Annotated in this window: 22 protein-coding genes, 1 tRNA gene and 2 pseudogenes; 14 read left to right on the top strand and 11 right to left on the bottom strand. The window is 66.1% G+C overall.

Features of this window, described 5'->3' with window-relative positions:
* Positions 1–522: 522 nt before the first annotated feature.
* Positions 523–4,308, bottom strand: coding sequence for an NACHT domain-containing protein (locus tag ABFX54_RS40855; RefSeq protein WP_346112221.1), 3,786 nt, complete (start codon positions 4,306–4,308; stop codon positions 523–525).
* An 831-nt stretch (positions 4,309–5,139) separates the two neighbouring features.
* Entirely contained in the window at positions 5,140–6,429 is a 1,290-nt protein-coding gene (locus ABFX54_RS40850; protein WP_346112220.1) for an NsdA family TPR-like regulatory protein, read from the bottom strand.
* 345 nt (positions 6,430–6,774) lie between these two features.
* Between ABFX54_RS40850 and ABFX54_RS40845 the strand changes: the two genes are divergently transcribed.
* Together ABFX54_RS40845 and ABFX54_RS40840 are read left to right on the top strand one after the other, a co-directional pair.
* Positions 6,775–7,059: a hypothetical protein gene (locus tag ABFX54_RS40845; protein ID WP_346112219.1), complete on the top strand. Its 285-nt coding sequence runs from the start codon at positions 6,775–6,777 to the stop codon at positions 7,057–7,059.
* A 273-nt stretch (positions 7,060–7,332) separates the two neighbouring features.
* Complete coding sequence (locus tag ABFX54_RS40840; protein ID WP_346112218.1) at positions 7,333–8,049, top strand: GntR family transcriptional regulator; 717 nt, start codon at positions 7,333–7,335, stop codon at positions 8,047–8,049.
* Positions 8,050–8,061: 12 nt separating this feature from the next.
* Here ABFX54_RS40840 and ABFX54_RS40835 read toward each other — a convergent pair whose 3' ends face one another.
* Positions 8,062–8,481, bottom strand: a complete 420-nt coding sequence (locus ABFX54_RS40835; protein ID WP_346112217.1) for a hypothetical protein — start codon at positions 8,479–8,481, stop codon at positions 8,062–8,064.
* A gap of 162 nt (positions 8,482–8,643) precedes the next feature.
* Here ABFX54_RS40835 and ABFX54_RS40830 point away from each other — a divergent pair, with 162 nt between their 5' ends.
* The 8 genes and pseudogenes from ABFX54_RS40830 to ABFX54_RS57190 all read left to right on the top strand — a co-directional run bounded on the left by ABFX54_RS40830 (position 8,644) and on the right by ABFX54_RS57190 (position 14,474).
* The gene (locus tag ABFX54_RS40830) at positions 8,644–9,069 is read left to right on the top strand and encodes a plasmid replication, integration and excision activator (RefSeq protein ID WP_346112216.1); all 426 of its coding nucleotides are present in this window, start codon (positions 8,644–8,646) and stop codon (positions 9,067–9,069) included.
* Entirely contained in the window at positions 9,070–9,336 is a 267-nt protein-coding gene (locus ABFX54_RS40825; protein ID WP_346112215.1) for a hypothetical protein, read from the top strand.
* Positions 9,333–9,647, top strand: a complete 315-nt coding sequence (locus ABFX54_RS40820; RefSeq protein WP_346112214.1) for a hypothetical protein — start codon at positions 9,333–9,335, stop codon at positions 9,645–9,647. Before ABFX54_RS40825 ends, ABFX54_RS40820 begins: the two co-directional genes overlap by 4 nt.
* 86 nt (positions 9,648–9,733) lie before the next feature.
* Entirely contained in the window at positions 9,734–11,152 is a 1,419-nt protein-coding gene (locus ABFX54_RS40815; protein WP_346112213.1) for an FtsK/SpoIIIE domain-containing protein, read from the top strand.
* Positions 11,149–11,298: a hypothetical protein gene (locus ABFX54_RS40810; protein ID WP_346112212.1), complete on the top strand. Its 150-nt coding sequence runs from the start codon at positions 11,149–11,151 to the stop codon at positions 11,296–11,298. The genes ABFX54_RS40815 and ABFX54_RS40810 overlap by 4 nt, the downstream gene beginning before the upstream one ends.
* Positions 11,299–11,342: 44 nt before the next feature.
* Positions 11,343–12,907: pseudogene (locus tag ABFX54_RS40805) on the top strand (replication initiator).
* Positions 12,904–13,095, top strand: a complete 192-nt coding sequence (locus ABFX54_RS40795) for a helix-turn-helix transcriptional regulator (RefSeq protein ID WP_346112226.1) — start codon at positions 12,904–12,906, stop codon at positions 13,093–13,095. The pseudogene ABFX54_RS40805 and the gene ABFX54_RS40795 overlap by 4 nt, the downstream one beginning before the upstream one ends.
* Positions 13,092–14,474 carry a tyrosine-type recombinase/integrase gene (locus ABFX54_RS57190; protein ID WP_428834624.1) on the top strand — a complete coding sequence of 461 codons (1,383 nt, stop codon included), beginning with the start codon at positions 13,092–13,094 and terminating at the stop codon, positions 14,472–14,474. The genes ABFX54_RS40795 and ABFX54_RS57190 overlap by 4 nt, the downstream gene beginning before the upstream one ends.
* Before the next feature lie 222 nt (positions 14,475–14,696).
* On the opposite strand, the gene ABFX54_RS40790 is transcribed toward ABFX54_RS57190, so the two are convergent.
* Positions 14,697–14,770: transfer RNA gene (locus ABFX54_RS40790), tRNA-Arg, on the bottom strand.
* A gap of 683 nt (positions 14,771–15,453) precedes the next feature.
* Here ABFX54_RS40790 and ABFX54_RS40785 point away from each other — a divergent pair.
* Positions 15,454–16,308, top strand: a complete 855-nt coding sequence (locus ABFX54_RS40785) for an aminoglycoside phosphotransferase family protein (protein WP_346112211.1) — start codon at positions 15,454–15,456, stop codon at positions 16,306–16,308.
* On the top strand, positions 16,292–17,230 hold the full coding sequence (locus ABFX54_RS40780; RefSeq protein WP_346112210.1) for a cobalamin biosynthesis protein: 939 nt from the start codon (positions 16,292–16,294) through the stop codon (positions 17,228–17,230). Before ABFX54_RS40785 ends, ABFX54_RS40780 begins: the two co-directional genes overlap by 17 nt.
* Positions 17,231–17,445: 215 nt before the next feature.
* On the opposite strand, the gene ABFX54_RS40775 is transcribed toward ABFX54_RS40780, so the two are convergent.
* The 3 genes from ABFX54_RS40775 to ABFX54_RS40765 all read right to left on the bottom strand — a co-directional run bounded on the left by ABFX54_RS40775 (position 17,446) and on the right by ABFX54_RS40765 (position 19,121).
* Positions 17,446–17,679 (bottom strand): hypothetical protein, encoded by a 234-nt coding sequence (locus ABFX54_RS40775; RefSeq protein WP_346112209.1) that lies wholly within the window; start codon positions 17,677–17,679, stop codon positions 17,446–17,448.
* 91 nt (positions 17,680–17,770) lie between these two features.
* Positions 17,771–18,568, bottom strand: coding sequence for an exodeoxyribonuclease III (locus ABFX54_RS40770; protein ID WP_346112208.1), 798 nt, complete (start codon positions 18,566–18,568; stop codon positions 17,771–17,773).
* Positions 18,569–18,572: 4 nt separating this feature from the next.
* Complete coding sequence (locus tag ABFX54_RS40765; RefSeq protein ID WP_346112207.1) at positions 18,573–19,121, bottom strand: hypothetical protein; 549 nt, start codon at positions 19,119–19,121, stop codon at positions 18,573–18,575.
* 253 nt (positions 19,122–19,374) lie between these two features.
* Between ABFX54_RS40765 and ABFX54_RS57185 the strand changes: the two are divergent.
* A pseudogene (locus ABFX54_RS57185) lies at positions 19,375–19,818 on the top strand (AfsR/SARP family transcriptional regulator); the annotation flags it as partial.
* A gap of 118 nt (positions 19,819–19,936) precedes the next feature.
* On the opposite strand, the gene ABFX54_RS40755 reads toward ABFX54_RS57185, so the two are convergent.
* From ABFX54_RS40755 to ABFX54_RS40745, 3 genes are read right to left on the bottom strand one after another with little or no spacing between them, the layout of a single operon-like run.
* Complete coding sequence (locus tag ABFX54_RS40755) at positions 19,937–20,425, bottom strand: AfsR/SARP family transcriptional regulator (protein ID WP_346112205.1); 489 nt, start codon at positions 20,423–20,425, stop codon at positions 19,937–19,939.
* Positions 20,426–20,444: 19 nt separating this feature from the next.
* Positions 20,445–21,416 (bottom strand): inositol-3-phosphate synthase, encoded by a 972-nt coding sequence (locus ABFX54_RS40750; protein ID WP_346112204.1) that lies wholly within the window; start codon positions 21,414–21,416, stop codon positions 20,445–20,447.
* A gap of 13 nt (positions 21,417–21,429) precedes the next feature.
* Positions 21,430–22,062, bottom strand: coding sequence for a hypothetical protein (locus ABFX54_RS40745; protein ID WP_346112224.1), 633 nt, complete (start codon positions 22,060–22,062; stop codon positions 21,430–21,432).
* Between the two features lie 21 nt (positions 22,063–22,083).
* On the opposite strand from ABFX54_RS40745, the gene ABFX54_RS40740 reads away from it, so the two are divergent.
* Positions 22,084–22,263: a hypothetical protein gene (locus ABFX54_RS40740; protein WP_346112229.1), complete on the top strand. Its 180-nt coding sequence runs from the start codon at positions 22,084–22,086 to the stop codon at positions 22,261–22,263.
* Here the strand turns inward: ABFX54_RS40740 and ABFX54_RS40735 are convergent.
* Entirely contained in the window at positions 22,239–23,825 is a 1,587-nt protein-coding gene (locus ABFX54_RS40735; protein WP_346112203.1) for an ABC transporter substrate-binding protein, read from the bottom strand. The two genes, ABFX54_RS40740 and ABFX54_RS40735, sit on opposite strands and share 25 nt — an antisense overlap.
* Between the last annotated feature and the right edge of the window lies 1 nt (position 23,826).

The raw sequence follows: 23,826 nt of genomic DNA, 5'->3' as shown, positions 1-23,826 counted from the left end.
CTGGGAGATCCGCGCCGACATCCACGAGGCCTTCCTCAGCCTGGCCTGCGCACTCTTCTGCTGGCGACGACTTACCTCATTGCGTTAGGACTTCTTAAGGACGGCCCTGGCTAAACCTCTGAACGAGTAGTGGGCAAGCATTGGGCGTGGACGCCCGTAAACGATCAGTGAGAGCCGCAGACAGCCGGACACATGAAGAGGGCCTCCAACCTGCATCTGTGCAGGTCAGAGGCCCTTGAGTGCTGCTGGAGAGTGGCGCGCCCTGCAGGATTCGAACCTGCGACCGTCGGATTAGAAGTGGAGCGGCGGTTACCGGCGCCCCTTAGCCGTGACCTCGGTGAATGCGCAGTCCACCCCCGGGCAAGCGAAGATCCTTCCGTGCATGTGACGGATCTTGCTCTGTATGAGAGCAAGCTGGATACAGTTCGGTCCGGACGACTTGTCCCTGGTACGGAGGTGGTATCAAAGATGATTGGAGGGTGGTACTAAGCTAAAAAAACTGGCGCATTAGAGGCACTAGCCTCACTCCGGCCACCACGCTGATTTAGCTACGTCCGCGAGAGGAATCGCATTGTTCGCCAGGTGCCGGAGACAACTGGATTCAGCAAGGCTAATCAAGAACTGCGGGTATTGCTCACGGTTGCCTGCGATTTCGCGAGCCAAGTCAATCGGCATCGATGAGTTCGGGCGAGCATGCAGGTGAGAAATCAGAAGCTCTCCGCCGCCGGACTCGTAGGCGATCTTAGAAAGCTTCGCTAGGCGAACCCAATACTCGTCATCAACTTCCTGACCGAATGGACCAATGGGTGCCATCCCAAGCAACAGAAGATCATGGACGAACGGATCGTTGCCACCATAGTCCTGAAGAGAATGGATACACTCAGACCACGCGGAGACAGTGGGCAACAAGAACCTCATCAACAGAGCAACAGACCGAGGCTTAAGCCCCATTTTAGTAATGCCAGTCACTGGCCTACGATTACGGCGGCGATTAGGCTGGTTGACTCGATCCAACGAAGCAAGGAGCTGCATTTCTTCGAAACTGAGCGACTCAATGAATTCCTCAGTTGCGGCAACTAGTTTAATCAGCGTAAGTGGGCCACAGACAAGAAAAGCGATCTGCAAGACCCTAAGCCGTTGTTGATCCGTTCTCGCAGCATCGAACTGACCCTTCCACCAAGAGTAAACTCCTTTACTCTTGGTGGCGCGCTGTATACGGAAGATGACGTCGACCGATGCATCAGTCAAGCTTACCTTATCATAAGCCACATCATCGAACTCCAGGTCGCGAACCCAGAAAACAGCTGCATGAGCTAGGCGAACCGTCAACCAGTCATCGCCGCCCGCCAAGCCGGCATTCAGCGCGATAAGGCCCCTCCATATACCGATATCACTTGCCAAGGCCTCGCTCGGGGTATCGATGAGAATGTCAGCTATAGCCCCGAGCGCTCGAACTTCCCCTCTGGGCGACGGCGCCAAATTCGCGTGCAGTCTGAAGCCGTAATGGCGGCTTAGCAGCCTCCGGCGATTGCCTGATTCGCGATGAATGAAGCCAAGCGGGTCAAGAAGAGGACCATTAGTGAGCATAGGACCATAGGCAAGCTCATGGTTCACGTTGGTCGAGAAGACAGAGTTAGTACCTCTCAAAAGGAAATCCTCAAGGAAGTCTGCGACCAGAAAATCGACTTTATCGATCAGATCATATCGCCCCGCCATGGCGAGCACTCTCGCCAGGTCAGCACTGCGCAGGCGCTCGAGGTCAGAAAGGTTTAGAACATCTTCAAGAGTGCAGTGTGAAAGGGCGCCGAGAGCATAGCCATTGAGGAGGTGAGCCCGTAGGCCAGCGACATCTGCCGGCGACGGAGTATTAAGCCATCTTATCTTAAGCTCAGCTACAGAAGAGTTTGCCTGAGCAAGCTGGGCGATACTGAAGCGTATGTCGGCATGCCGATTCTCTCGGAGAACCTCAAAACAACGGTCGAGGAGCTCACTCCTCCCACATCCATCGGGAAGAACAAGCGGCTCGCCTCGGCTTGAGGACTGAGTAAGTGATCCAAACAGAGACCGATAGCCGTCCCTCGCCAAGACAAGCTGGATGATATGTTTGAGGCTGCGTTGATTCCTGCTGAACACCCAGTCTGCAGCCAGAGTAGCAGCCATGGCTCGCGGGTAATGGGTGAGCGCAAGATCACCCTCTTCCGAAAGCACCTGGAGTCGCTCTACAAGCGCAGGCAACTCGCCTTTGTTGAAGCAGCCGGCGAAGAAGCGGGTTACATTCTGCCAGTAAGTATTCCTCGCTATTGCATCAAAGCGCTCATCAATGGTGCCCGGCTTCGGATTCCCCACTGAGCTATGAGGTGCATCTTCGTAAAGGAACTTTGCCGCAAAGTACTCCCTCAACGGCTGCACTTCAAACTTGTACTGACCCTCTACAGCTCCGACAAGGAACACTACTCTTTGAGTAACCCCATGGAATAGCTTGTTCGCCAACTCGGGGTCTTGATCTTCGTCAATGAGATACTTGCGCAATACCTCAAGCAGCCGTCCAGATTCGATCTTGCCGAGCGCACGCCCCTTTTCTGCCTCTGAATGAAGCACCCATGCGAGATACCTGTGAATGTCTATGAGCTCATCCCGGAATTGTTTGACCACCTCGTTCTTCCCCGCTTCGCGGGCGAAAAAGAGGTCAACGTAAAGCTCATAGAGCGTGGTTCGCTTATCCGGTAGACTAGCGCCACGGGTTCGGATCAGGCTAAGCAAAATGGTAAGCTGCATGGGATTGCGAGCAAGCTCGCGCATGTGGGCCTGATCAAGTTTATTGTTCAGGATGCGCTTAAGTTCCGAGTACTCTTTAGGCTTTAGATTCTCAGCAACCGCCCAACGCTCTGCGTATTGCATGATAAGACCACGCGTCAGGCTACTCAGCGACCATGATTCAAACATGTTAGCAGGGAACCCGGCGACTTCTGCAAGCGCTGACGGCCTAGTCGTAACTATGACTTGCAGGGAGGCGGCGGACTCGCGCAGACGTCTAGCCGTAGCACAAATCTCATCGACTACTCGATTCCGGACCCCCACATCAGCAACTTCATCTAACCCGTCAAATACTAGGAGTAGGGCACTCTTTTGCGCCACTGCACTAAGGTCACCTACACTGAAAGACATCCCGCCCGAGCGGTCCGTGATGAGCGCGGCTATAAAGGCTTCCAAAGATTTAGCAGTCCCTAGCGGACGTTTTTCCGCAGGATCATCTGCGAATGGATTCATCCCCGACAGCCAAGTTGCATACTCCCTAAGATCGATTTTGATGGGGAATTTGGCGGATGCCGGCCTATAGTACCGATCAATTATCTCGGGATACTTCTCCTTAAGGATCTTCATTCTATAGACTTGACATACAAACTGCCCCAGAGTTGACTTTCCTTGGCCAGGACCGCCCTCTAGGACAACCAGGTGGGCTAGACGCGAGATGGCGTTATCTAGCAGCAGTGCGGCCGCTCCTACCCGAATCTCGTCCTGGCCGTAGTATGATGAGCTGCGACGAACAGTCCCCGCAGGCCTGTCTGCTGAGGCAGCTTCAATTCTTTCTGCAACTTCGATCGCCGCGTCAAATAGCGCAGACTTTGCTCTGCGAGTATTCGGTTTATTGGTGATAACTGCAGGAACGTCAACAAAGAGACTCAACAGGTCATTGGTGAGCTCAACCTGCTGAAATCTAACTTTGCTATCTTCCTCATATTGCTCAACTATGAATTTCCGCAACGCAGTATAGCGCTCGTCGCTATATGCATCTGGAAACGTCTCGGCCATCATCATGAGGATGTCGACGCCGCGAAGCATCTCAGGATATGCCCAAACTACTTTAGGATTAGCCTCGCACCGTCGATCGATGTCATCACGCCACCACATCTGCGAGGGTACCGAAAGCGCCTGCGCGAGAAGGTCTCTGGCCCTGTCCATGGTGCCGCGCGCAAGATACGAAGTTCCAGGAACGTTCGTTATTAGAATATACTCGTCGATCGAGTACCCTAGGGTGAGAAGATTTTCAACCTTGGGCGCTTCTTCTGCGATGGTGCTTTCCAGCCATTTGTGAACGTCGTTGATCTTAGCTGGCTCACGTACGAACTTGACCTGAAAGAGCCGCGCCTTAGAGGGATTCTGCGGATTGATGAACTGTAGAGCGTCTCGACCGCCGTCTCTCTGGCCTACGGGATAGCAGGCAACGCCCGGGTACTCGGACACGATCAGCGACTGACAGAGCTGCTGAAAGCGATCTGGATCCGACTGCTCGTAGTAGAACCCGGCCATTGCATCCCTCCTTGGCGCCATCATGCCATCATTGCCCGATTTTCTCAGCAAGTTCCGAAAAGTTCCCGCGGTCGGCCTGGGCAACGTCGGGAAGCCAGCACAAGTGGTCGCGCTTGCCGACCGTAATGGCTGATGGTTCTGGACATACCCGTCTCAGTCGCTCGGTCCGACGGGGGTTACAGGCGAGACGACCGCTCCTGAGGGTGATCTACTAAGCTGTTATGGACTGCCGCGGTCAGACAGTTGTGACTTGACATGCGAGAGTACGCAACCCGGGAGCAAATGATGGGAACCCTGGATGAAGGGTTTCGGTCAGTTCTGCGGACCAATAGGGCCGGGGTGTCGACCGTATTGCTCGGAGCCAGGAATTCACGAACAGTGTTCGCCAAGCCGTTATTGCCCAGCGGCGGTTCAAGATCGGGCGTGCATAACTGTCCCACTTCGATCGGTGCTTTGATCAAAACTCGCGGTGAGGCATCCCGCAGATCAGCCGCGTTGCTCGGTGAGCCAGGGTGAGGAACGAACCCTGGATCGTCGATCGCCCCCAAGCACGTACGGCGTCCAACCGTGCAGTGGCGATCGTAGGGCCGCATCTGCGCGACGGCGCGGCAACCCCGGCCATGGCGTTCGAGGCAGTACGGCGGGGCTGGCGTGCGGTGCCCGGCCCGGTGTCCCGCCGCCGTTCGGGACCGGCCTCTAGGCCGCACGCCCGGACGGCGGGCGGAGGGCCGGGGGTACGGCGGCGCGCCGCGCCGCCGCTTGATACCTGAAAGAACAACTCGGCAATTCGGCAGACCAGACGGCAGACCTTCAAGTGGTCCCGCTTCTCGCTCAATCGAGCAGGTCCGGACGGCGGTCAGTGAGGGCTCTACGGGCAGTGACGAACCGCTCGTGGAACTCTTCGGCAAGCGCTTCGCGTCGATAGCGCTGCCGTAGCACACGGTCGAGATCTCCAGCACGGTGCACGAGGTCGGTAAGGGACCGTCGATCGATGTCGAAGGCGGCCAGTCCCTCATCAACAGCCGCGTCGAGATCGCCGCGCCGAGCGTGGACGATGCCAAGGTCTATGTGTGCGTCGGCGACTCTCATCGGGGCATTGGAGGTGCCATCAGGGCGCATGTGCATCTGGATGGTTTCGCGGGCGTGCTCCTCAGCGCGGTCATCATCGCTCAGCCATGTGTAGCAGGTGGCGGCGTAGAAGACCCATTTGGCGTGGTCGAAGACGAAGTGGTGGTCCGGGTGCTCAGGCATGGGCAGGGTGCTGAGGACCTCGGCTCCACGTGTTAGTGCGCGGTCGGCTTCACGGCGGTCGCCGATGCGGGCAAGGCCGCGAGCCTCTTGCAGGGTTAGCTGAACCATGGCGCTGCTGGTCCCAGCGACAGCCTGGCCCATGCGGGCGGAGGCGACGACGTCTTCGTAGCGGCCTTCGACGAGGGCGAACCACGCCGACATTTCGTGGGCCCAGCCCATGAGTTCGCCATGTCCGACCTGGCGGCCCATCTCGAAGGCGGCGCGTCGGGCTGTTTCGGCCTCTTCCCGCTCCCCCAGGTCGTAGTGGACGCAGCCGAGCAGGGCGGTGAGCCAGCCGGTGATGACGAGTAGTTCGCGGTGCTGGTCCAGGGTGAGGCGTCCGGAGAGCAGTCGGTTGATCTGGGCCAGGCGCTTTTGGGTGCGGTCTCGTAGCGTGCCCGCCGGTACGACCGGGTAGGCGCGGCACAGGAGATCGACGGCTTCGGCGAGGGCTTCTAGAGTTCCGGTGCCGACGTCGGATGCCTGGAGTTGCTGGGCGAGTTCCATGGTGCCGTACAAGTCGGCCTCGGCGCGGAGGGCGTCGGCGGGGATGACCTGGGCCTCGATGAGGCGGCTGCTGGTCTGTCTGGTCTGGGAGAACCCGAGTGCTTCCGGCTCCATCCCGGTCAGTTGAGTCAGGGCAAGCCGGTACGGCGTGCGGGGCCAGCGGACTTCGCCGGCCTCCCAGCGGCGTACGCGCTCCTCGTCGCAAGTCAACTTCTCCGCGGCACCTGTCGGTGTGGCATTGACCTGGTCCGCCATCTGAGCTCGTGAGAGGTGCCTCTCGTTGCGCCAGGCTCGTAGCCGCACGTTCGGGATGTAGTCGGGCATCTTCGGGTCTTCCTCCCGGCTGGGGGCTCGAAAGGGGAAATGAGGGGGCCGTTCAGGGGTCCTGCTCAGACGCGGTTGCCGGTGGACTTGTCATCAAGCAACCACGGTACGTCACGCGGTCTCCCGCTACAGGGAACGCCGGATGAACGAGGAGATGGCGACGGTGATCCGGCCAGACGAGACAAGCAAGACGTCGCCCTGCCCCGGCTGCCGGGGACGCGGGAACAAGCGGCGCGCCTCGCGCCGTGCGCTCCTCATCGGCGACTGCGACACGGATCAGACCCGATGTGAGGAGCGAGAGTGTCTCGACTGCCTCGGAGGCGGCCAGGCCGAAGGGAGCGCGAAATGAACTCGATCATGGGGGCGGCGATGGCCGGTTTCCCGCCGATCCAGCAAGAGGGCGACATGCTCGTCCGGCTGCGTGACGAGCTCACGCACCTCGGCGTCAACGCCGAGCTGCGCGACAACAACAGCGCGCTCATGGTGCACAAGCGGGAGCCGGGGATGCCGGTGTGGGTGTTCGTCGGGTTCGGCGGGGCCTACTACTCCTGGCAGAGCGCTGAGCAGCGGCACCCGACCGCTGATCCGGAGGGTGCGGCGAAGCTCCTGGCTGACTACATCGCCAGGTGATGACCGGCGCGACGAGGCGAGTGCGTTTCTCTGTCTAAGGGGGCAGGGATCGCCGCCGCACTTGTCTCGTCGCGCCTCCTTCCCGGCAGGCAGTTGCAGTGGTGGCCCCCGCGGCGTTCTTCCCCGTCCGGCTGCTGTGCTGCCTGCCGGTTCTTCTCGTACGGCTTCCCCGCCCTATCCCAACCGCGTGGACAGGTTGTGGTTCGCCGGTTACTCTCAAACTTGGTAAAACAACCTGTCGGCTGTTGGACGGTCATGATGTCGCTTGAGTCCGTGCCGCCTAAGTATGCGCAGCTTGTCCAGACTCTGCAGAGGCGCATCGAGGCAGGAGACTACCCACCGGGCACGCTCCTCCCCAGTGAGAACCAGCTCATCCAGGAGTTCGGCGTCTCCCGTCCCACCGTGGTCGCCGCCCTGCGGGTGCTGCGCGAGCAGGGCTGGATCGAATCCCAGCAGGGCAAGGGACGCTTCGTACGCGGGCGTCCGGCCATGGCCTCCATCGAGCAGAAGCGGCCCGGACAGGCCTACCTGACCAACCCGGAGGCCGACACCAGCGGCGAGGTCGTCGAAGTAGGCTCAGCGACCGCCCCGAACCGCGTCGCCGCGCTGCTCGACCTCCAGCCCAAGAGCAAGGTGTTCGTCCGGCGGCGGCTCATCGCGCGTGCGGGCGAACCGACCGAGCTGGTGTCGCTCTGGCTGCCGCTGGATCTCTCCGGGGGTACGGACCTCACCAGCGATGAGCCGTTGTCGCAGGGGTTGCGGGAACATCTCCAGGCGCGCAAGGGTGTGCGGTTCGATCACATCGTGGAGCAGATCACCGCACGTATGCCCTCGGCCGATGAGGCCAAGCAACTCGGCATGCCGAAGAACGTCCCGCTCCTGGCGGTGTTCGGCGCCGTCCGCGAAGCCTCCGGCCGGCCCTTTGCTGTCGTCGAGGTCCTGCTGCCCGCTGACCGGCATGAGCTGGAAGACGCCTACCCGATCACGTGATCCGGCTGCCGTCTACGTACAGCGGAAGTCCCAGTCGCTGGGGCTGATGTCGCCGAACGACACGGTGACTTCCATGCCGTCTCCCGTGGCGTCACCGAAGCGCAGAGACACGTCCGCCTTTCCCTTGGCGTCGGCTCCGCTGATGCGAGCCTTGTCGTAGTAGGCGCGGATCTCGCCTTGCGACAGGCCAGTCTGAAGCACCCGTTGGACGCGGTACTCACAGTAGTCGCCGTTCCCCTCCGAGATCTTGCCGAAGGTCGCGTCGTCGCTGCCCTTGTTCTGCGTCTTGGGCGGTAGCGGGTAGGCGAGTGCTCGCTCGCGGAAGCCGTCGAAGCGGGCGTCGTCGCGCCACATCGGGATCTTGAACAGCAGGAACAACCCGATCAGCGGTACGACGACGACCACGGCTAAGCAACCCACCGGATTTCGCACCAGATCCTCCTCACATGTCAGGCCATCGGTTTGGGCGACTGTCTATCGCAGTGGTGACACGCACGTCACCTCACACCTAGTCACTTGACCTAGCAAGATACGGAGAGTTCTTCTAACTACTTGATAGGTCGAGTGCCTGTCATCCAAGAGAGGAACGTAGTTATGGCTCTGCAAGGCCCCATCCCCGTCACCTTCCCCATGGCCTTCCCGCACGGCTGCTACATCGTCGGCGAGGTCGAGCCCGTCAAGGACTTCGACGCCTCGTCCGGCGGCCGGTTCGTGCAGGCCCGCGACAAGCAGACCGCCGAGCTGGTCTGGCAAGTCGCGGTCATGGACGGTGACCCGACCCTCAAGCCCGCCCAGAAGACGGTGGCGGTCAAGATCCTCGCGCCGGTCCAGCCGGTGCCGCCGCAGCCCATGCCGGGGCTGCCGTTCACGCCGGTCGAGTTCGACGGCATGTCCATCACGCCGTACGTCAACGCGGCCGGACGGCTCGCGTACTCGATCAAGGTGCGGGAGATGCACGCACCTCGCCAGCTCAACCAGCCCGCCCAGAGCAAGGCTTCGGCCGGAAAGGATGCCGCCTAAATGACTCGTCGCCGTACGCCGCGCAACAGCGTGATCCGGCTGACCACCGGGCACGCCGCCCGCACGCTCAACCACCCGTTCCCGCGTCGTGAGCCCGTTCTGGCGCTCGACTTCGGCGCCACCTCCGTCCTTGTCACCACCGGTGGCCCAGTGACGGTGGAGGACCTGGAGTTCGCGCGGCAGCTCGCCCGCGAGGCGCACCGCTTCGCCCGTTCCGTCGAACGCAGCTTCTACGGCCTCCCGGACGGGCAAGGGGTGGCGGCGTGATCGAGCACCGGCCCTACACGTACGTCACCTTGTCCATGCAGCCCGACTCGACGCCGCACGTCGGCGTCTCCTTCTACACCTCGGGCCTCAAGGTGCGTGTCGGGCTCCTGCTCAGCAACCCGCGACCGTACCTGGACTTCACCTCCCAGGAGGCGAACGTGCACATCTCCACCACCGGGGCTGGGCCGGTCACCGAAACCGATCTGGCCATCGCCCGCGAGATCTTCAGCGCGGCTGCTCGCTATCTGGCCGACTGCGAGCAGCTGCACGCCGAGCAGGCCAACAAGGACGTCGGCGACACGGCGGCCTGACGCAAGAGGCGGGGCCGCTGGAAGCGGCAACTTCCGGCGGCCCCTCGGTTCTCCCCTGACTCCACATCACGAGAGGTACCCAGCTTATGTTCAAGCGGCTGCCTGGCGATGAGGCGCGCAACCTCGTCTCCACCACGCCCGATACGGCCGTCGTCTTCCGACCGGCCGTGCTCAAGACACCCGCGATCATCACCTTCCTCGTTTACGGCTGGCGCTTCCTGTCAGCTCTCATCCGCACCACCTGGCGGCATCCCGTCGCCGTCGCCGTCTCTGTCGTCCTGGGGGCTGTCTGGTATGCATCCGGCTGGCCCGCCGCAGCGTCCACGCTCGGCCTCGTCGTGTTCTCGCTACTCTCCTGGGCCTTCACCGAACCCGGCTCCTTCTCGCGGATCGTCGGCTTCCGGCTGCTGGCCTGGTGGCGGCTGATGTCGGTCTACCGCCGTCACTGGCATGGCGTCATGGACGTCTCCGGCCTGGCCAAGCGCGTCAACGGTCGCGTCTACATGCCGCGCCTGCTCCGCGTCACCTGCGACGGCTGGGCCGACCGCATCACCGTCCGCATGCTCGGCGGTCAGGCGATCAAGGACTGGTCCGATCGCATCGACAACCTCGCCCACGGCTTCGGCGCCACCTCCTGCCGGGTGGCGGTCATCAAGGGCGGCCGACTGCTGCTGACCTTCCCACGCAGCGACCCTTTGGCCTCACCGATCCCCGCGCTGCCTGTTCCGGATGAGCCGACCGTGGGGCCGGTCGAGATCGGCAAGCAAGAGGACGGCCGACCACTCCGGCTCAAAGTCCACGGCACCCACGTGTTGATCGCTGGTGCGACCGGGGCCGGCAAAGGGTCGTTCCTGTGGGACACCATCCGCGGCTTGCTGCCTGCCATGCGGGCGGGCCTGGCCGAAGTCTGGGCGCTGGATCCCAAGCTGATGGAACTGTCCTTCGGCCGCGAGCTGTTCCAAGGCCGCTACGCCGCCGACCCGGCCGACTGTGCCGACCTGCTCGACGAGGCGGTCAGCGTCATGCAGAAGCGGGCAACCCGCTTCGCCGGTCTCCAGCGCTCCCACGTCCCGACGATCGAGGACCCGTTCGTCCTGGTGCTCGTGGACGAGGTGGCGTTCCTGACCGCCTACCAGCCCGATCGGCAACTGAGGCAGCGCACCTCCGCTGCCCTGGCCACGCTCGCCACCCAAGGCCGCTCAGTCGGTGTCGGCGTCATGGCCGCACTTCAGGACCCGCGCAAGGAGGTCATGAACATCCGCAACCTGTTCCCCGACAAGATCGCCCTACGGCTCGATGAGTCCGAGCAGGTGGACATGGTCCTCGGCGACGGCGCACGCGACCGGGGCGCACTGGCCGACCACATCTCACCCATCCCGGAATTGGGCGCGGGCGTCGCGTACATGCGCTTGGAGACCTCACCCGAACCCATCCGCGTCCGCGCCGCCTACGTCTCCGACACCGACATCCGCGCCATGGTCGCCTACTACGGGCAGGCCGCATGACACACCTGCTCCACGGCCTGCGCTGCGCCACCTGCCTCACCCTGAACGCTCTCTGGCTCGACCCCGTACGCGGCTTGGTCGAGTGCTCCGAGTGCGGCCAGACCGCGCTCATCGTCACCGACCCCGACGAAGGGAGGACCGCGTGACCCATCCGCACGACCGCGCCCTCCCCCGTGCAGTCCGCCAGGCCATGCCGCTGGCCCGCGACGTGCTCGTAGAGGTCGCCAAGCAATACGGCGTCTGCATCCGCCCGATCCCGCTCAAGCGCCTCGACACCCACACCGGCACCTGGGAGGTCATCGACGTCCCGTGCGGGGCCACCCTCGACAGCAAGTGCCCGCCCTGCGCCAAGCGCAACAAGCAGCTCCGCAAGGCTCAATGCCGCGAAGGCTGGCACCTCGACGAAGAACCCACCATCACACCCGACGAACCCAACGAGGAACAGCGCTGGCTGGTGGAGTTCCGCGCCGACTACCAAGCCCAGCGCGAAGCCGCCGAAAAGGCCGGCGACGACACCACCGAACTCGACGCGATCATCACCGGTCTGGACGAGGAGATCAACGCCGCAGGCATGCGCGGCAACGTCCTCGGTCGTACCACCGCAAAGCGCTCCCGCTCCACCCGGCGACGCCAGGACGCGCCCGACCTGCCCAAGCGCAAGATGACCAGCACCACCCTTGGACGCACCTTCCGCGGCAGCGACGGCACGATTTATCAGCCGTCCCTGTTCGTCACGCTCACCTTGCCCTCGTACGGCAAGGTACGCGACGGCGTCCCCATCGACCCCGACACCTATGACTACCGGCGTGCCGCACGGGACGCGCTGCACTTCTCCAGGCTCGTGGACCGCTTCGTGCAGAACCTGCGCCGCGTCGCGGGCTATGACGTGCAGTACTTCGCCTCGGTAGAGCCCCAGAAGCGACTCGCACCACACCTACACATGGCCATCCGTGGAACGCTCCCACGAGCCGAGATCAAGCAGATAGCCGCCGCGACCTATCACCAGGTCTGGTGGCCCCAAGCTGGCGAGGTCGTCTTCGAGGGCGAGCATCTGCCGGTCTGGCAGGACGGCACCGGCTACCTCGACCCGACTACTGGCGAGGTCCTGCCCACGTGGGACGAAGCCCTCGACGCGCTCGACGAGGACGCCGAACCACTGCACGTGCTCCGTTTCGGCGAACAGATCGATGTCCAAGGCGTCTTGGCCGGCACCCCGGACGCCGACCAGTGCATCCGTTATTTGTCCAAGTACCTCACCAAGAGCCTCGGCGACGCCCTCGACGGCGGCCAGGCCCAGTGCGACCACGCCGCCGCATGCTCGACGCTCTCCGCTACGAACCCTGCTCACCCACCTGCCCCAACTGGCTCCGCTACGGCGTCCAGCCCAAGGGAGCCAAGCCCGGCATGCAACCCGGCCGCTGCCGTGGCAAGGCCCACAAGCCCGACCACCTCGGCTACGCCGGACGCCGCATCCTCGTCAGCCGCAAGTGGTCCAACAAGACCCTCGCCGAGCACAAGCGGGACCGCCGCACTTGGGTCCTCGAAGCTCTCGGTCAGGCCGACCAACCCACAGATCCACACCGCTACATCTGGCGGCCCGTCCCGGCCGGAGACGCCAACGTGCCGCCTCTTGCCGTACGCCTCCTGCGCACCGTGGCTGAACGGCAGCGCTGGCGAGCCCATCTGCGAGAGCTGGAGGCCAGAGCAGCCGGTCAAGATCTTTCGGCAACCGAGGACATGGGGAGGGCGGCGTGACCAAGCGAGACGAACTATTGACCGTTGCTCAAGTCCTCGACGAACTCGGCGGAGTCTCCCGCCGCACCTTCTACCGCTGGCGCGAGATCGGCAAGGCACCGGAGGGCATCCGCCTGCCCAACGGCGAACTCCGCATCTACCGCAGCGACCTCGACGCCTGGCTCGAATCCCTCAGGAGCGCCGTATGACCACCTCCTACAAGGTCAAGTTCTGGGATATCCGCACCAACACCAGAGCGGACAAGCCCGGCAAGAAGCCTCGGATCGTCTCCCACACGGTGCGGTGGACGGTCGGCAACCGCGAGAAGTCGCAAACCTTCAAGACCAAGGGGCTGGCCGAAAGCTTCCTGTCCGATCTGCGGCAGGCGGCGAAGAAGGGCGAAGCCTTCGACGTGGACAGCGGCCTTCCCGCTTCGATGGTCAAGGCCAAGGATGCCCGGACCTGGTACGCCTTCGCCGTCGCGTACGTCCACGCGTGGTGGCCTCACGCGGCGGCCAAGTCCCGGGAAGGCATGACCGACACTCTCGCCACCGTCACCCGCGTTCTGGTCGGCGACGTACCCGGCCGACCGTCCGACGAGATCATCCGGCGGGCACTGCGCGAGTACTCCTTCCTGCCCGAGGATCGCCGACGGGAGCCGACACCGGAGATCGCCCGCGCTGTCCGCTGGCTGGAAGGTGCTTCGCTCCTGCTGACGGCTCTCGAAGAGACCAAGCACGCCCGTGCGGCGCTGGAAGCCCTGGCGCTGTGCCTGGACGGGAAGCCTGCGGCCACCTCGACGTACCGCCACAAGCGGACCGTCTTCCATCACGCGCTCGAATACGCCGTGGAGCTGGAGGAACTTTCGGCGAACCCACTGCACAAGGTCAAGTTCCGCAAGGCCAAGGTGAGCGGCGAGATCGATCGGCGCTCGGTGGTCAGCCCAAGGCAGGCACGTGAACTGCTCATCGCGGTGACCTACGTGGGGCGCTCGCGCGGGCCGATGCTGGCTGCCATGTTCGCTTGCATGTACTTCGGCGGTCTTCGCCCGGCAGAAGCGGCGGGACTACGGCACAAGGACTGTCAGCTCCCAGAGAAGGGTTGGGGGCTGCTGACGCTGGAGAAAACCAGGCCGCAGAGCAATAGGCGGTTCACCGACTCCGGGCGGGCTCACGATGAGCGCGGGTTGAAGCATCGGGACGTGAAGCACACGCGTACCGTGCCCGTCCCGCCTGAGCTGGTGGCCATTCTGCGGGGTCACATCGCGGCGTTCGGCGTTGGCGAGGATGGCCGGCTCTTCCGTACGCGCACGGGCGGCGTGATCTCGGGCTCGGCGTACGCGAAGGTCTGGCAGGAAGCCCGGACGTACGCCTTCACTCCCGACCAGGTCGCCTCTCCCCTGGCGGGCCGACCATACGACCTGCGGCACGCTGCCGTGTCGCTCTGGCTCAACGCGGGAGTGCATGCCCCGGAAGTGGCCGAGAGAGCGGGGCACGGTGTGGACGTGATGCTGCGTGTCTACGCCAAGTGCATCGACGGCCAACAGGAGATCGCCAACCGGCGCATCTTGGAAGCGCTCGCGGCGTGACACAGGAGCTACGGCAGGACCCCGGGACACCTCGGGGTCCTTTCGCCGCTCCGGGCCGCGAAACTCCCAGGCCGACCTGGGGAAACGTGGTTGCGGGCATTCCGCGTATGTTCCGCGAAGAGTGGCACAGGGCTGCTTCGGGCCGCCTCCCGCTGCCTACGAGGCAATCGGGACGATCATGCAAAAGACCAGGTCAACCCGTGGATTGCCTGGTCTCGAACGCGCGCCCTGCAGGATTCGAACCTGCGACCGTCGGATTAGAAGTCCGATGCTCTATCCAGCTGAGCTAAGGGCGCTCCCGCCTTATTGTGCATGATCCGGCGACATGTCACGTACATGTTTTCGTCGTGTCAGTCTGTCAGGCCGATCACACCCCGCATGAACAGCGTCCCCAGCACTGTGGCCGTCATGGTCCAGCCGGTGGCGCGGCGGGGGTGAGGGCCTCACGGAGGATATCGGAGGTGGCCAGGAGGCCGTCCAGGATGGAGATGACGGAGGTCAGGGTTGCGCCTGTTACGGGGCCAGGGCGTCGAGGGTGGGGGGCGGTGGCGGGCGTTGCCGTGGGGGGAGATGGTCTTGTACGTGTGGAAGCCGTCTGTGAAGTCGTGAGCGATTACTCCTATCGCCACGGTGACGGTCAGGGGCGTGTCCGTCCGGTGGGCGGCGCCGATGGCGGTTCCGTCCAGGAGGCTGTGGGCGATCAGGGCTGAGCCGGCTGTGAGGCCGACGTCGGCGCGGTGGTGGCGGTGGGTGGCGTAGTCGGTTTCGGACCGCATCGGCCGGCACCGCCGCCTCGTCCTCGGCTTCGCCGCCGGCGTCATCCTCGGCGTGGCGACCATACCGCCTAGCAAGGTCATTCGGGACGCTGCCGGTGGCAGCGGGAGCGGCATGAAGCGCCAGGCCGGCGGGCGCGGGGGCGATGGGGAGGGTTGGAAAAGGCTGGGCGGACGCGGGGCGAATGGGTCTAAGCTATCTCGCCATGGTCGCGACGCTCCTGCATGAGATTCCCCTGCAGGGCGGGGACGTGACAGACGGGGTGGTGCGCGTCGGTGACACCGTGCGCAGACCGGCCAGTACGTCGACGCCCGCCGTGCACGCCCTGCTCAGACACCTGGAAGCGGCCGGGTTCGACGGCGCCCCGCGGGTTGTGGGGATGGATGGGCTCGGTCGGGAGATTCTCACCTATCTGCCTGGTACGACCGGGTTGCGGGTCGAGAGTGTGAGTGATGAGGCGTTGGCGGGGCTGGCGCTGCTGGTGCGGCGGTTTCATGATGCTACGGCCGGGTTTCCACTCACGATGGAGGGGTGGGAAGGGGGGTCTAATGATGATGCGGCGCCGGAAGTGATCGGGCATTGTGATTTAACGCCGGATAATGTGATTTTTCGGGCCCCGGCCCCGGCCCCGGCCTCGTTCGAGTCCGCGTCCCCTTCGGGCTCGGGCTCCCTGGCGGCAGCCGGTGGTGGCGGGCCGTACGCGATGATTGACTTTGATTTGGCTCGGCCTACTACGCGGCTGTTCGACATCGTGACGACTCTGCGGCATTGGGCTCCCATCGCTGATCCCGTTGATCGGGCTCCGCTTCTCCGTACGGTTGATGTGGGCGCGCGGTTGCGGCTCTTCTGTGACGCTTATGGGGTTTCCGCTCGCGAGCGGCGGCGGCTGCTCAGCCTGGCCAGGCTGCGGTTTCATCGTTCGTACGCCGTCATGCGCACCCGCGCCGCGGCCGGCGGGAACTGGGCGAAGATGTGGGCGGGCGGCGCCGGGACGCGGATCCGTCGGGCGGCCGCATGGCTGGATGTGCACGAAGATGAGCTTCATGCCCATCTGGTATGACCCTCTGGGGCTCGCCCTCGGCGTTGCCCTCGACCGGCTGATCGCCGATCCGCGTAGTTCCGTTCATCCTGTCGCGTTGTTCGGGCGAGGCGCGTCGAAGCTCGAAGCGGCCTTGTACGACGACGATCGAGCCCGGGGCGTGTTGCACGTCGCCGTGTGTGTCGGTGGTTCGGCCGCGCTGGGTGTGGTGGCGATGCGGTACGCACCCAACCGGGTCGTGCGTACGGCCGTGACCGCTGCCGCGACCTGGGCGGTGCTCGGGGGCACGACGCTCGCCCGCGAGGGCGACTACCTGGCCGACGCGCTTGAGGGTGCCGATCTGGAACGCGCCAGGGCCCGGCTGCCCCACCTGTGCGGCCGTGACCCCAGCCGGCTGGACGCGGCCGAGGTGGCGCGGGCCACGGTCGAGTCGCTGGCCGAGAACACCTCGGACGCCGTCGTGGCCCCGCTGTTCTGGGGGGCCGTGGCGGGGGTGCCGGGGCTGCTGGCGTACCGGGCGATCAACACGCTGGACGCCATGATCGGGCATCACTCCCCCAGGTACGAGCGGTTCGGCTGGGCCGCCGCCCGGCTCGACGACGTCGCGAACTACGTGCCCGCCCGGCTCACCGGGGCGCTCACCGTGCTGACCGGGCCCGATCCCGGGCAGGCGCGGGCCGTGCTGCGCCGGGACGGGAACCGGCATCCCAGCCCGAACGCGGGGCGGTGCGAGGCCGCTTTCGCCGGCGCGCTCGGGGTGCGGTTGGGCGGGACGAACGTGTACGCGGGCAGGGTGGAGGAGCGGCCGACGATGGGGGACGGCCCCAGGCCGGCGGTCAGGGACATCCGGCGCGCCGTACGGTTGACGCGGGCGGTGGGGTTGGCGGCGGCCGGGGTGGCCGTGGTCACCGCCTGGGCCCTGCGCCGCCGAATGCCAGCCTGATGTCAACGGTCAACGGTCAACGGTCAACGGTTGTCGGTCAAAGGCCGACGGTCGGGCCGCCATGACGGCCGTGGTCAAGGGCCGACGGTCGGGCCACTCGCACGTCCATGGCGGCCGTCGGTCAACAGGCCGCTCGCACGTCAGTGAACGCACGTCAGTGAACGCCCCCGCATGACGCCGTTTCTTCGCCCTGCCGTCGGCCCTGTGGGCGCCGCTCACATGATGCGGTTGAGGTTGAGGGTGAGCCAGATCACGAACAGCGCTACGACCGTGATTCCGATCATCGACTTCGCCGCATTGTGCGCGACGACCTTTCTGGCCGTCACCTGCTTGGCGCTCTGCTTCCAGACCTGACGCATGATGATCATGTTCTGGAAGCGCCGCCCCAAGGCGAAGACGGCGATCCCGATGAGGATGAAGAGAATGACGCGTCCATCGGCAGGTTCCACGGAGATCCCCCCTCGTGGTCCTTGATCTGCTTATCCCCCCGAAAGATATGAGAACACAGAATACTCGGCCGACAGCGGTTTGTAATTGCCTTTATCGCTCGAGGTCGACCACGATCGGCGCGTGATCGGACGGGCCTTTCCCCTTGCGGGCCTCACGATCGACGTACGCGGACCGCACCTGCCCGGCCACGTCCGCGCTCGCGTACACCAGGTCGATGCGCATGCCCTTGTTCTGGTGGAACATCCCGGCCCGATAGTCCCAGTACGTGTAGGGATGCGGGCCCTTCATCGGTGTCGGCACCACGTCCGTCAGGCCGAGGTCGCGCAGCTCGGCCAGGGCCCGCCGTTCGGGGGGTGTGACGTGGGTGGAGCCTGCGAACAGGGCGGGGTCCCACACGTCGGCGTCCGTCGGCGCCACGTTGTAGTCGCCGCAGGCCACCAGCGGCCCGGCGGCCAGCTCGGGGGCGAGGGCGTCGCGCAGGGCGGCGAACCAGGCGAGTTTGTACGCGTAGTGGGGCGAGTCGACGGTACGGCCGTTGGGCGCGTACAGGGACCACACCCGGATCCCGCCGCAGGTCGCGCCGATGGCCCGGGCTTCGGGGCGGGCGGCGCCGGCGCTGTCGAGCTCGCCGAAGCCGGGTTCGCCGGGGAAGCCCAGCGTGACGTCCGTCAGCCCGGCCCTGGACAGGAGCGCGACGCCGTTCCAGCGTCCGTCGCCGTGGGCGGCGGCGGTGTAGCCCAGTTCGCCCACCTCCGCCGCGGGGAACGCCTCGGCGGCGCACTTGGTCTCCTGGAGGCACGCGATGTCGGGCCGGGCCTCGGCGAGCCATTCGAGCAGGCGGGGCAGCCGTGCCTTGACCGAGTTCACGTTCCAGGTTGCCAGGCGCATTCCCCTAGCCTGCCACCGGCCCGGCCTCCGCGCAGGAGCCACCCCGCCCCGAGACCGCTGGGTCAGCGGCTGGTCCAGAGGGGCTTGCCGGCCTGGGAGTAGATGATGATCCGGCCGTCGTCGGTGACCGCGAGCCACGCCCCGGGTTACCCGCCGTCTTGGTCGTCCACAGCGCCTTGTCGTCGCGGCCGACCACCACCCAGTTGCCCTCCGCCTGCATGATCGAGCGCGCCCCCGGGTGCCCGGCCGTCGGCGTGGTGAACAGGCTGCGGCGGCCGTCGTACAGGACCGCGTTGCCCTCGTCCCGCTGCACCAGCCGGTACCGGCCGTTGGCCGACTGGATCGACTGCCCTGCCCGCAGCACGTGCCCGGAGGGGAGCTTGCCGATGGAGACCTTCGAGGACCACAGCGGCCGGTTGTCCCTGCTGCAGATCACCAGGTTGCCGCTCTCCTTGGGCAGCAGCAGGTACGCGCCGGGGTTGCCGGCCGTGGCCGTGGACCACAGCGGCTTGTCGCCGGGCCCGTAGATGACGAGGTTGCCCTCCTTCTGCATGGTCGCCTTGGCCCCGGGGTTGCCCGCGGTGGGCGGGGACCACAGGGCCTTGGTGCCGTCGTAGAAGACCAGGTTCCCCTTCGCCTGCTGGACGAGCTTGAACCGGCCGCCTCCCGAGGTCAGCGACCGTCCCGGCAGCAGCCACTGCCCGGGTACAAGCCGATCACGGGCGTCGGCGACCGTGGTGGCGGAGGCGCTGCCCGGCTGGGTCGTGGCGACGGCGGCGAAGGGAGATCCCCCGGACAGTGCGCGGATGACCGTGCAGGGACACGTGTACCGGCTGCGCCACGCGGGTGCGGAGGTGAAGACGGGCTCGTCCGGCTACACGTTGCGAGCCGACCCCGAGAGCGTGGACGCGCTGCGTTTCCGCCGGCTGGTCGCCGCGGCGGCGGAGGCGGGCGAGGAGCCGGGGGCCGATCTGCTGGAGCTGGCGCTCGGGCTGTGGACGGGGCCCGCGCTCGGCGGGGCGGGGTGCGGCCGGTCGCTGGAGGTGGCGGCGGTCGAGCTGGAGGAGGCGCGGCTGACGGCCGTCGAGGAGCTGGCCCGCCGGCGGCTGCGGCTGGACCAGCCGGAACGCGCCGTCGCGCCGCTGCGGGCGGTCGTGACGGGCGCGCCGCACAGGGAACGGCTGGTGTCGCTGCTCATGACGGCCTTCTCCCGGGTGGGACGCCGGGCGGAGGCGCTTGAACTGTACGAGCGCACCCGGCGGCAGCTGGCCGACCAGCTCGGCGGGGACCCGGGGCACGAGCTGCGGACCACGTTCCCCTCCTCGGCGCCGGCGAACTCCTCCGCGTCGGCCGGCGGGTCGTCACCGGTCAGCGGGAGCAGCTCGATGGAGGGGGCGAGCAGCGGCGCGGCGGCGCGGGCGGTGCATGGCCTTCGAGGATGCGCTGGTGCAGCTCGCGCAGGCGGGGGCCGGGGTCGACGCCCAGCTCGTCCGCCAGCAGCCGCCGCACGTCGTGGAAGAGGTGGAGCGCCTCGGCCGTGCGCCCGTCGTGCCAGAGCGCCGTCATGGCCAGCGCGTGCGGGGTCTCCCGCAGCGGCTCGTCGTGCCGGACGCCGCGCAGCAGCGGGGGCACCTCGCGGTGGCGGCTCAGCTCGATCAGGGTGGCGGCGTGCTCTTCCAGCAGGTCCCACAGCTCCTTGAGCAGCGGTACGCGGACGCGGTGCTCGACCCAGGGCGTGCCGATGCCCTGGAGCGGCTGCCCGCGCCACAGCTCCAGCGCCCGCTGTTGCGCCCCCTCGACCGGGATCCTGGCTCCGTCTTCGAGCACGTCGACGGGGCCGAGCACGCGGATGTCCATCCCGACCGACCCTAGTGCGTCAGACCGCCTTCATCAGCGCCAGGCAGACCTCTTCGAGCAGGCCGCCGACGCCCTGGTCGAGGGCGGCCTTGGCGTGCCGCGCGGCGTCCAGGGCGTTGCCCGCGGCGCTGGGCGAGTCCTCGACGACCATGCGCAGCTCCAGCTCCAGCGGGGAGGCGCCGAAGCCCACGCCGTCCAGCCGGATGTAGGCGACCTTGCGATCGTCCATGAAGGGCAGGTATTGAGCACTGACGTGGGTGGGCGTCCCGGCACCGGTGGACTTGGTGGCCTTTTTGCTCTTCATCCGCTCGGGGTCCTCCAGGTTGACGAAGTCCATGTTGCCGCCGGCCAGCAGCTGGTGGCCGCCGGTGAGGTGGACTCCGCTCGCCGTCAGGGCCTCGACCAGCGCCCTGTGCACCAGCGTCGCGCCGAACGAGCTCTTCAGGTCGTCGCCCACCAGCGGCAGCCCGGCCGCGGCGAAGCGGGCGCGCCATTCCGGCGAACGGGCGAGCACGGCCGGCATGCAGTTCACGAAAGCGCATCCGGCCTCGACGGCGGCCGCCGCGTACAGCTCGGTGGCCCGCTGCGCGCCGGTGGGCAGGAAGTTCAGCACGACGTGGCTGCCGGTCCGCCTGAGGTGGGCGGCGACCTCACCCGGCGTGGCGCCGCCGCGCGGATCGATCAGTCCGGCCGAGCCGGGGCCCACGCCGTCGGCCAGCATGCCCTCGGCGACGGGCACGCCGAGAGGCGGCACGCCGGCGAACCTCCTGGCGTTGTTCGGCTCGGCCCAGATGGCCTCCGACAGGTCACGGCCGAGCTTGGCGGCGCCCACGTCGAAGGCGGCGGTGAAGCGGACCTGGGAGACGGCGTAGCCGGCGCAGACGGGGTTCGGCAGGCCGGGGGCGTCGCCGTCGCGGTAGTACTCGACGCCCTGGACCAGGGAGGAGACGCAGTTGCCCACGCCGATCACGGCGACGTTCACGCTAGTCATGCCCTGTATGGGATCAGGGGCGGCGGGCGCGCTCCAGCTCGACCCCGACCGTGATCTCGTTGCCGAGTCGGCGGCCGAGGAGCAGGTCTAGGTCGTCGCCGCTCCAGAACCTGCCGGGGTCGTACCAGTTGGGGCGGCGCCCGGCGGGCAGCAGGCCCATCTCCTCGTAGGTGACGGCCACCACCTCGGCGCAGTAGGCGCGCTCCAGCGTCTCGTCCTTACGCGTGCGGCGCGGCACGCGCCCCCTGGCCCAGCGGGCGGCCAGCCTGGCGGTGGAGGGGAACGGGGTGCCGTCGAGCCGGGCGACCGTGCGCAGGGCGGCGTCCTCCATCTCCTGCGTGGCCTCCGGCTCCAGCTGGCGCAGCCAGGCGCGCTGGTCGTAGCGGTCGGCCCACGTCGTGACCGCGGCGCGCAGGTCGTGCAGCTGCACGCCGCGATGGTGGGTGCCCGACCACAGGTCGAGCAGCGACTTGCCCAGTTCGGCGTGCCACATCATGGGCGGCAGGTCCTCGATCACGATGGCCATGCCGACGTGGTTGACCGGGCTGTTGGTCATCGTCTGGATGGCGCGGTCGGGCACGGAACGGCCGCGGAAGACCCACAGATCGCCGGTCCTGGTCACCTTGACGGCTTCGTCGAGAGTCAGCACAGGGCTAGCCTAGGCAACATGCGCTGGTGGAAGATGCTCGGTCTGGCGGGAATCATGGGTGTGGCGGCGACGGGCGTGGTCATCGCGCGGGCCGAACGGCGCCGGCGCGCGTACACACCCGAAGAGATCAGGGCGCGGTTGCGGGAGCGGGTGGAGAGCCCGGCGGAAGGTTCTCAGCCCGACGGCTTGAGGTCGTAGACGAAGACGACGTCCGGATAGGCCGGGTTGTCGTCATATCCCTGGATGCCGCCCAGGAACGCCCGCCGTGACTTGACCACCCAGGGCAGCGCGGCGGCGGCCCGCTCGTCGAGCACGCGTGCCGTGGCCTGCTCGTACACCCGCTGCGCCGCGGGCTTGTCGGTCACCGTCAGCTCGGGCACCGTGTCGAGCATGGCGTCAAGGCGGTGGTCGTTGAGGTAGGTCAGATTGAACTCGGGCGGGTTCGCGGCGCGGAAGACCTGGCCGAAGTAGGAATAGCCGTCGGCGTAGTCGGGCCACCAGTACATGACGAAGATGTCCTGGCCGCGCTTCTTGCCCCGCTCCCACTGCGCGTTCCAGTGCATGCCCTCGACCTTGAGGGTGACGTTGAGCGGGCGCAGCGCCGCGCGTAGCCGCTTGGCCAGCACCTCCTCGTCGGCCTCGCCCTCTCCGTAGGTCAGCCGGAGCCGCAGCGGCGCGCCGCCGGGGCCGTAGCCGGCCTCCTGCAGCAGCCGGGTGGCGCTCTCCAGGTCCTGCTCGGGCACCCGCCCCGGCACGTGGCCGAGCAGTCCTTCCGGGATGACGCCGCTGGCCGGCGTCACGGAGCCCTTGAGCGCCTTGACGATGCCGCGGTAGTCGATGGCGTACTGCACCGCCTTGCGCACCCTGATGTCCTTCATGGGGCCGGTCGCGGTGTTGAACAGCATCATGGCCGTGGTGAACGAGGGCCGGTCGGAGGTGCGGATGCCCGGCGCGGCGCCGGCCTGGGCGAACAGCTTCGGGTCGAGCCGGTCCGTGAAGCTCGCCTCGCCGCGCTGCAGCATCCGGTACGCCCGCTCGGGGTCGGGCACGACCCGGTACCTGACCGTGTTGTAGTGCGGCCGCTCGTTCCACCCGCCCCAGTACCCGTCGTACGCCTTGAGCGTGAGCTCGTCCTCCTTGCCCTTGTTCCACTTCGCCACCGTGTAGGGCCCCGACCCGGCGTCCCTGCCCTGCGCGAGCCACTTGCCGAGGTCGGGGGCAGCCTTGGTGTCGTAGATGTAGGCCGCGTACCCGGCGGAGACCACCAGGTCCAGCGGAACGGGGTATTTCAGCGCGAACGTCACCGTCAGCGGCCCCTCGACCCGGATGGACGAGACGGCGTCCCAGATGTAGGAGGCGCCGGTCCTGGCGCGCATCGTCCGCTCGATCGAGGCTTTGACCGCCTCGGCGTCCAGCGGGTTGCCGGTGTGGAACGTCACGCCGGAGCGCAGGGTGAAGGTCCAGCTCCTGCCGTCGGCCGTGGAGCGCCATCCGGTGGCCAGGCGGGGCGCCGACTTCTTGGTGACCGGGTTCCAGAGCGTGAGGGTCTCGTAGACGTTCTGGAAGGCGATGATCTCGTTCGAGTAGGAGCGAGCGGGGTCCCACTCGGTGATGATGTCGGTGTTCTTGACGTAGACGAAGGGCGACTCACCCACCGGGGCCTGACGCACCTCGGTCGGCGGTGAGCAGGCCGCGAGCAGCACCGCCGCCAGGATCGACACCAGGACGGACGCGGGGGCCGCTGAGACTCGCCGGCGCAAC

It is taken from the genome of Nonomuraea maheshkhaliensis (genome assembly GCF_039529435.1).
GTDB classification, from domain to species: Bacteria; Actinomycetota; Actinomycetes; order Streptosporangiales; family Streptosporangiaceae; genus Nonomuraea; species Nonomuraea maheshkhaliensis.
This window is presented reverse-complemented; position numbering and strand designations above follow the sequence as displayed.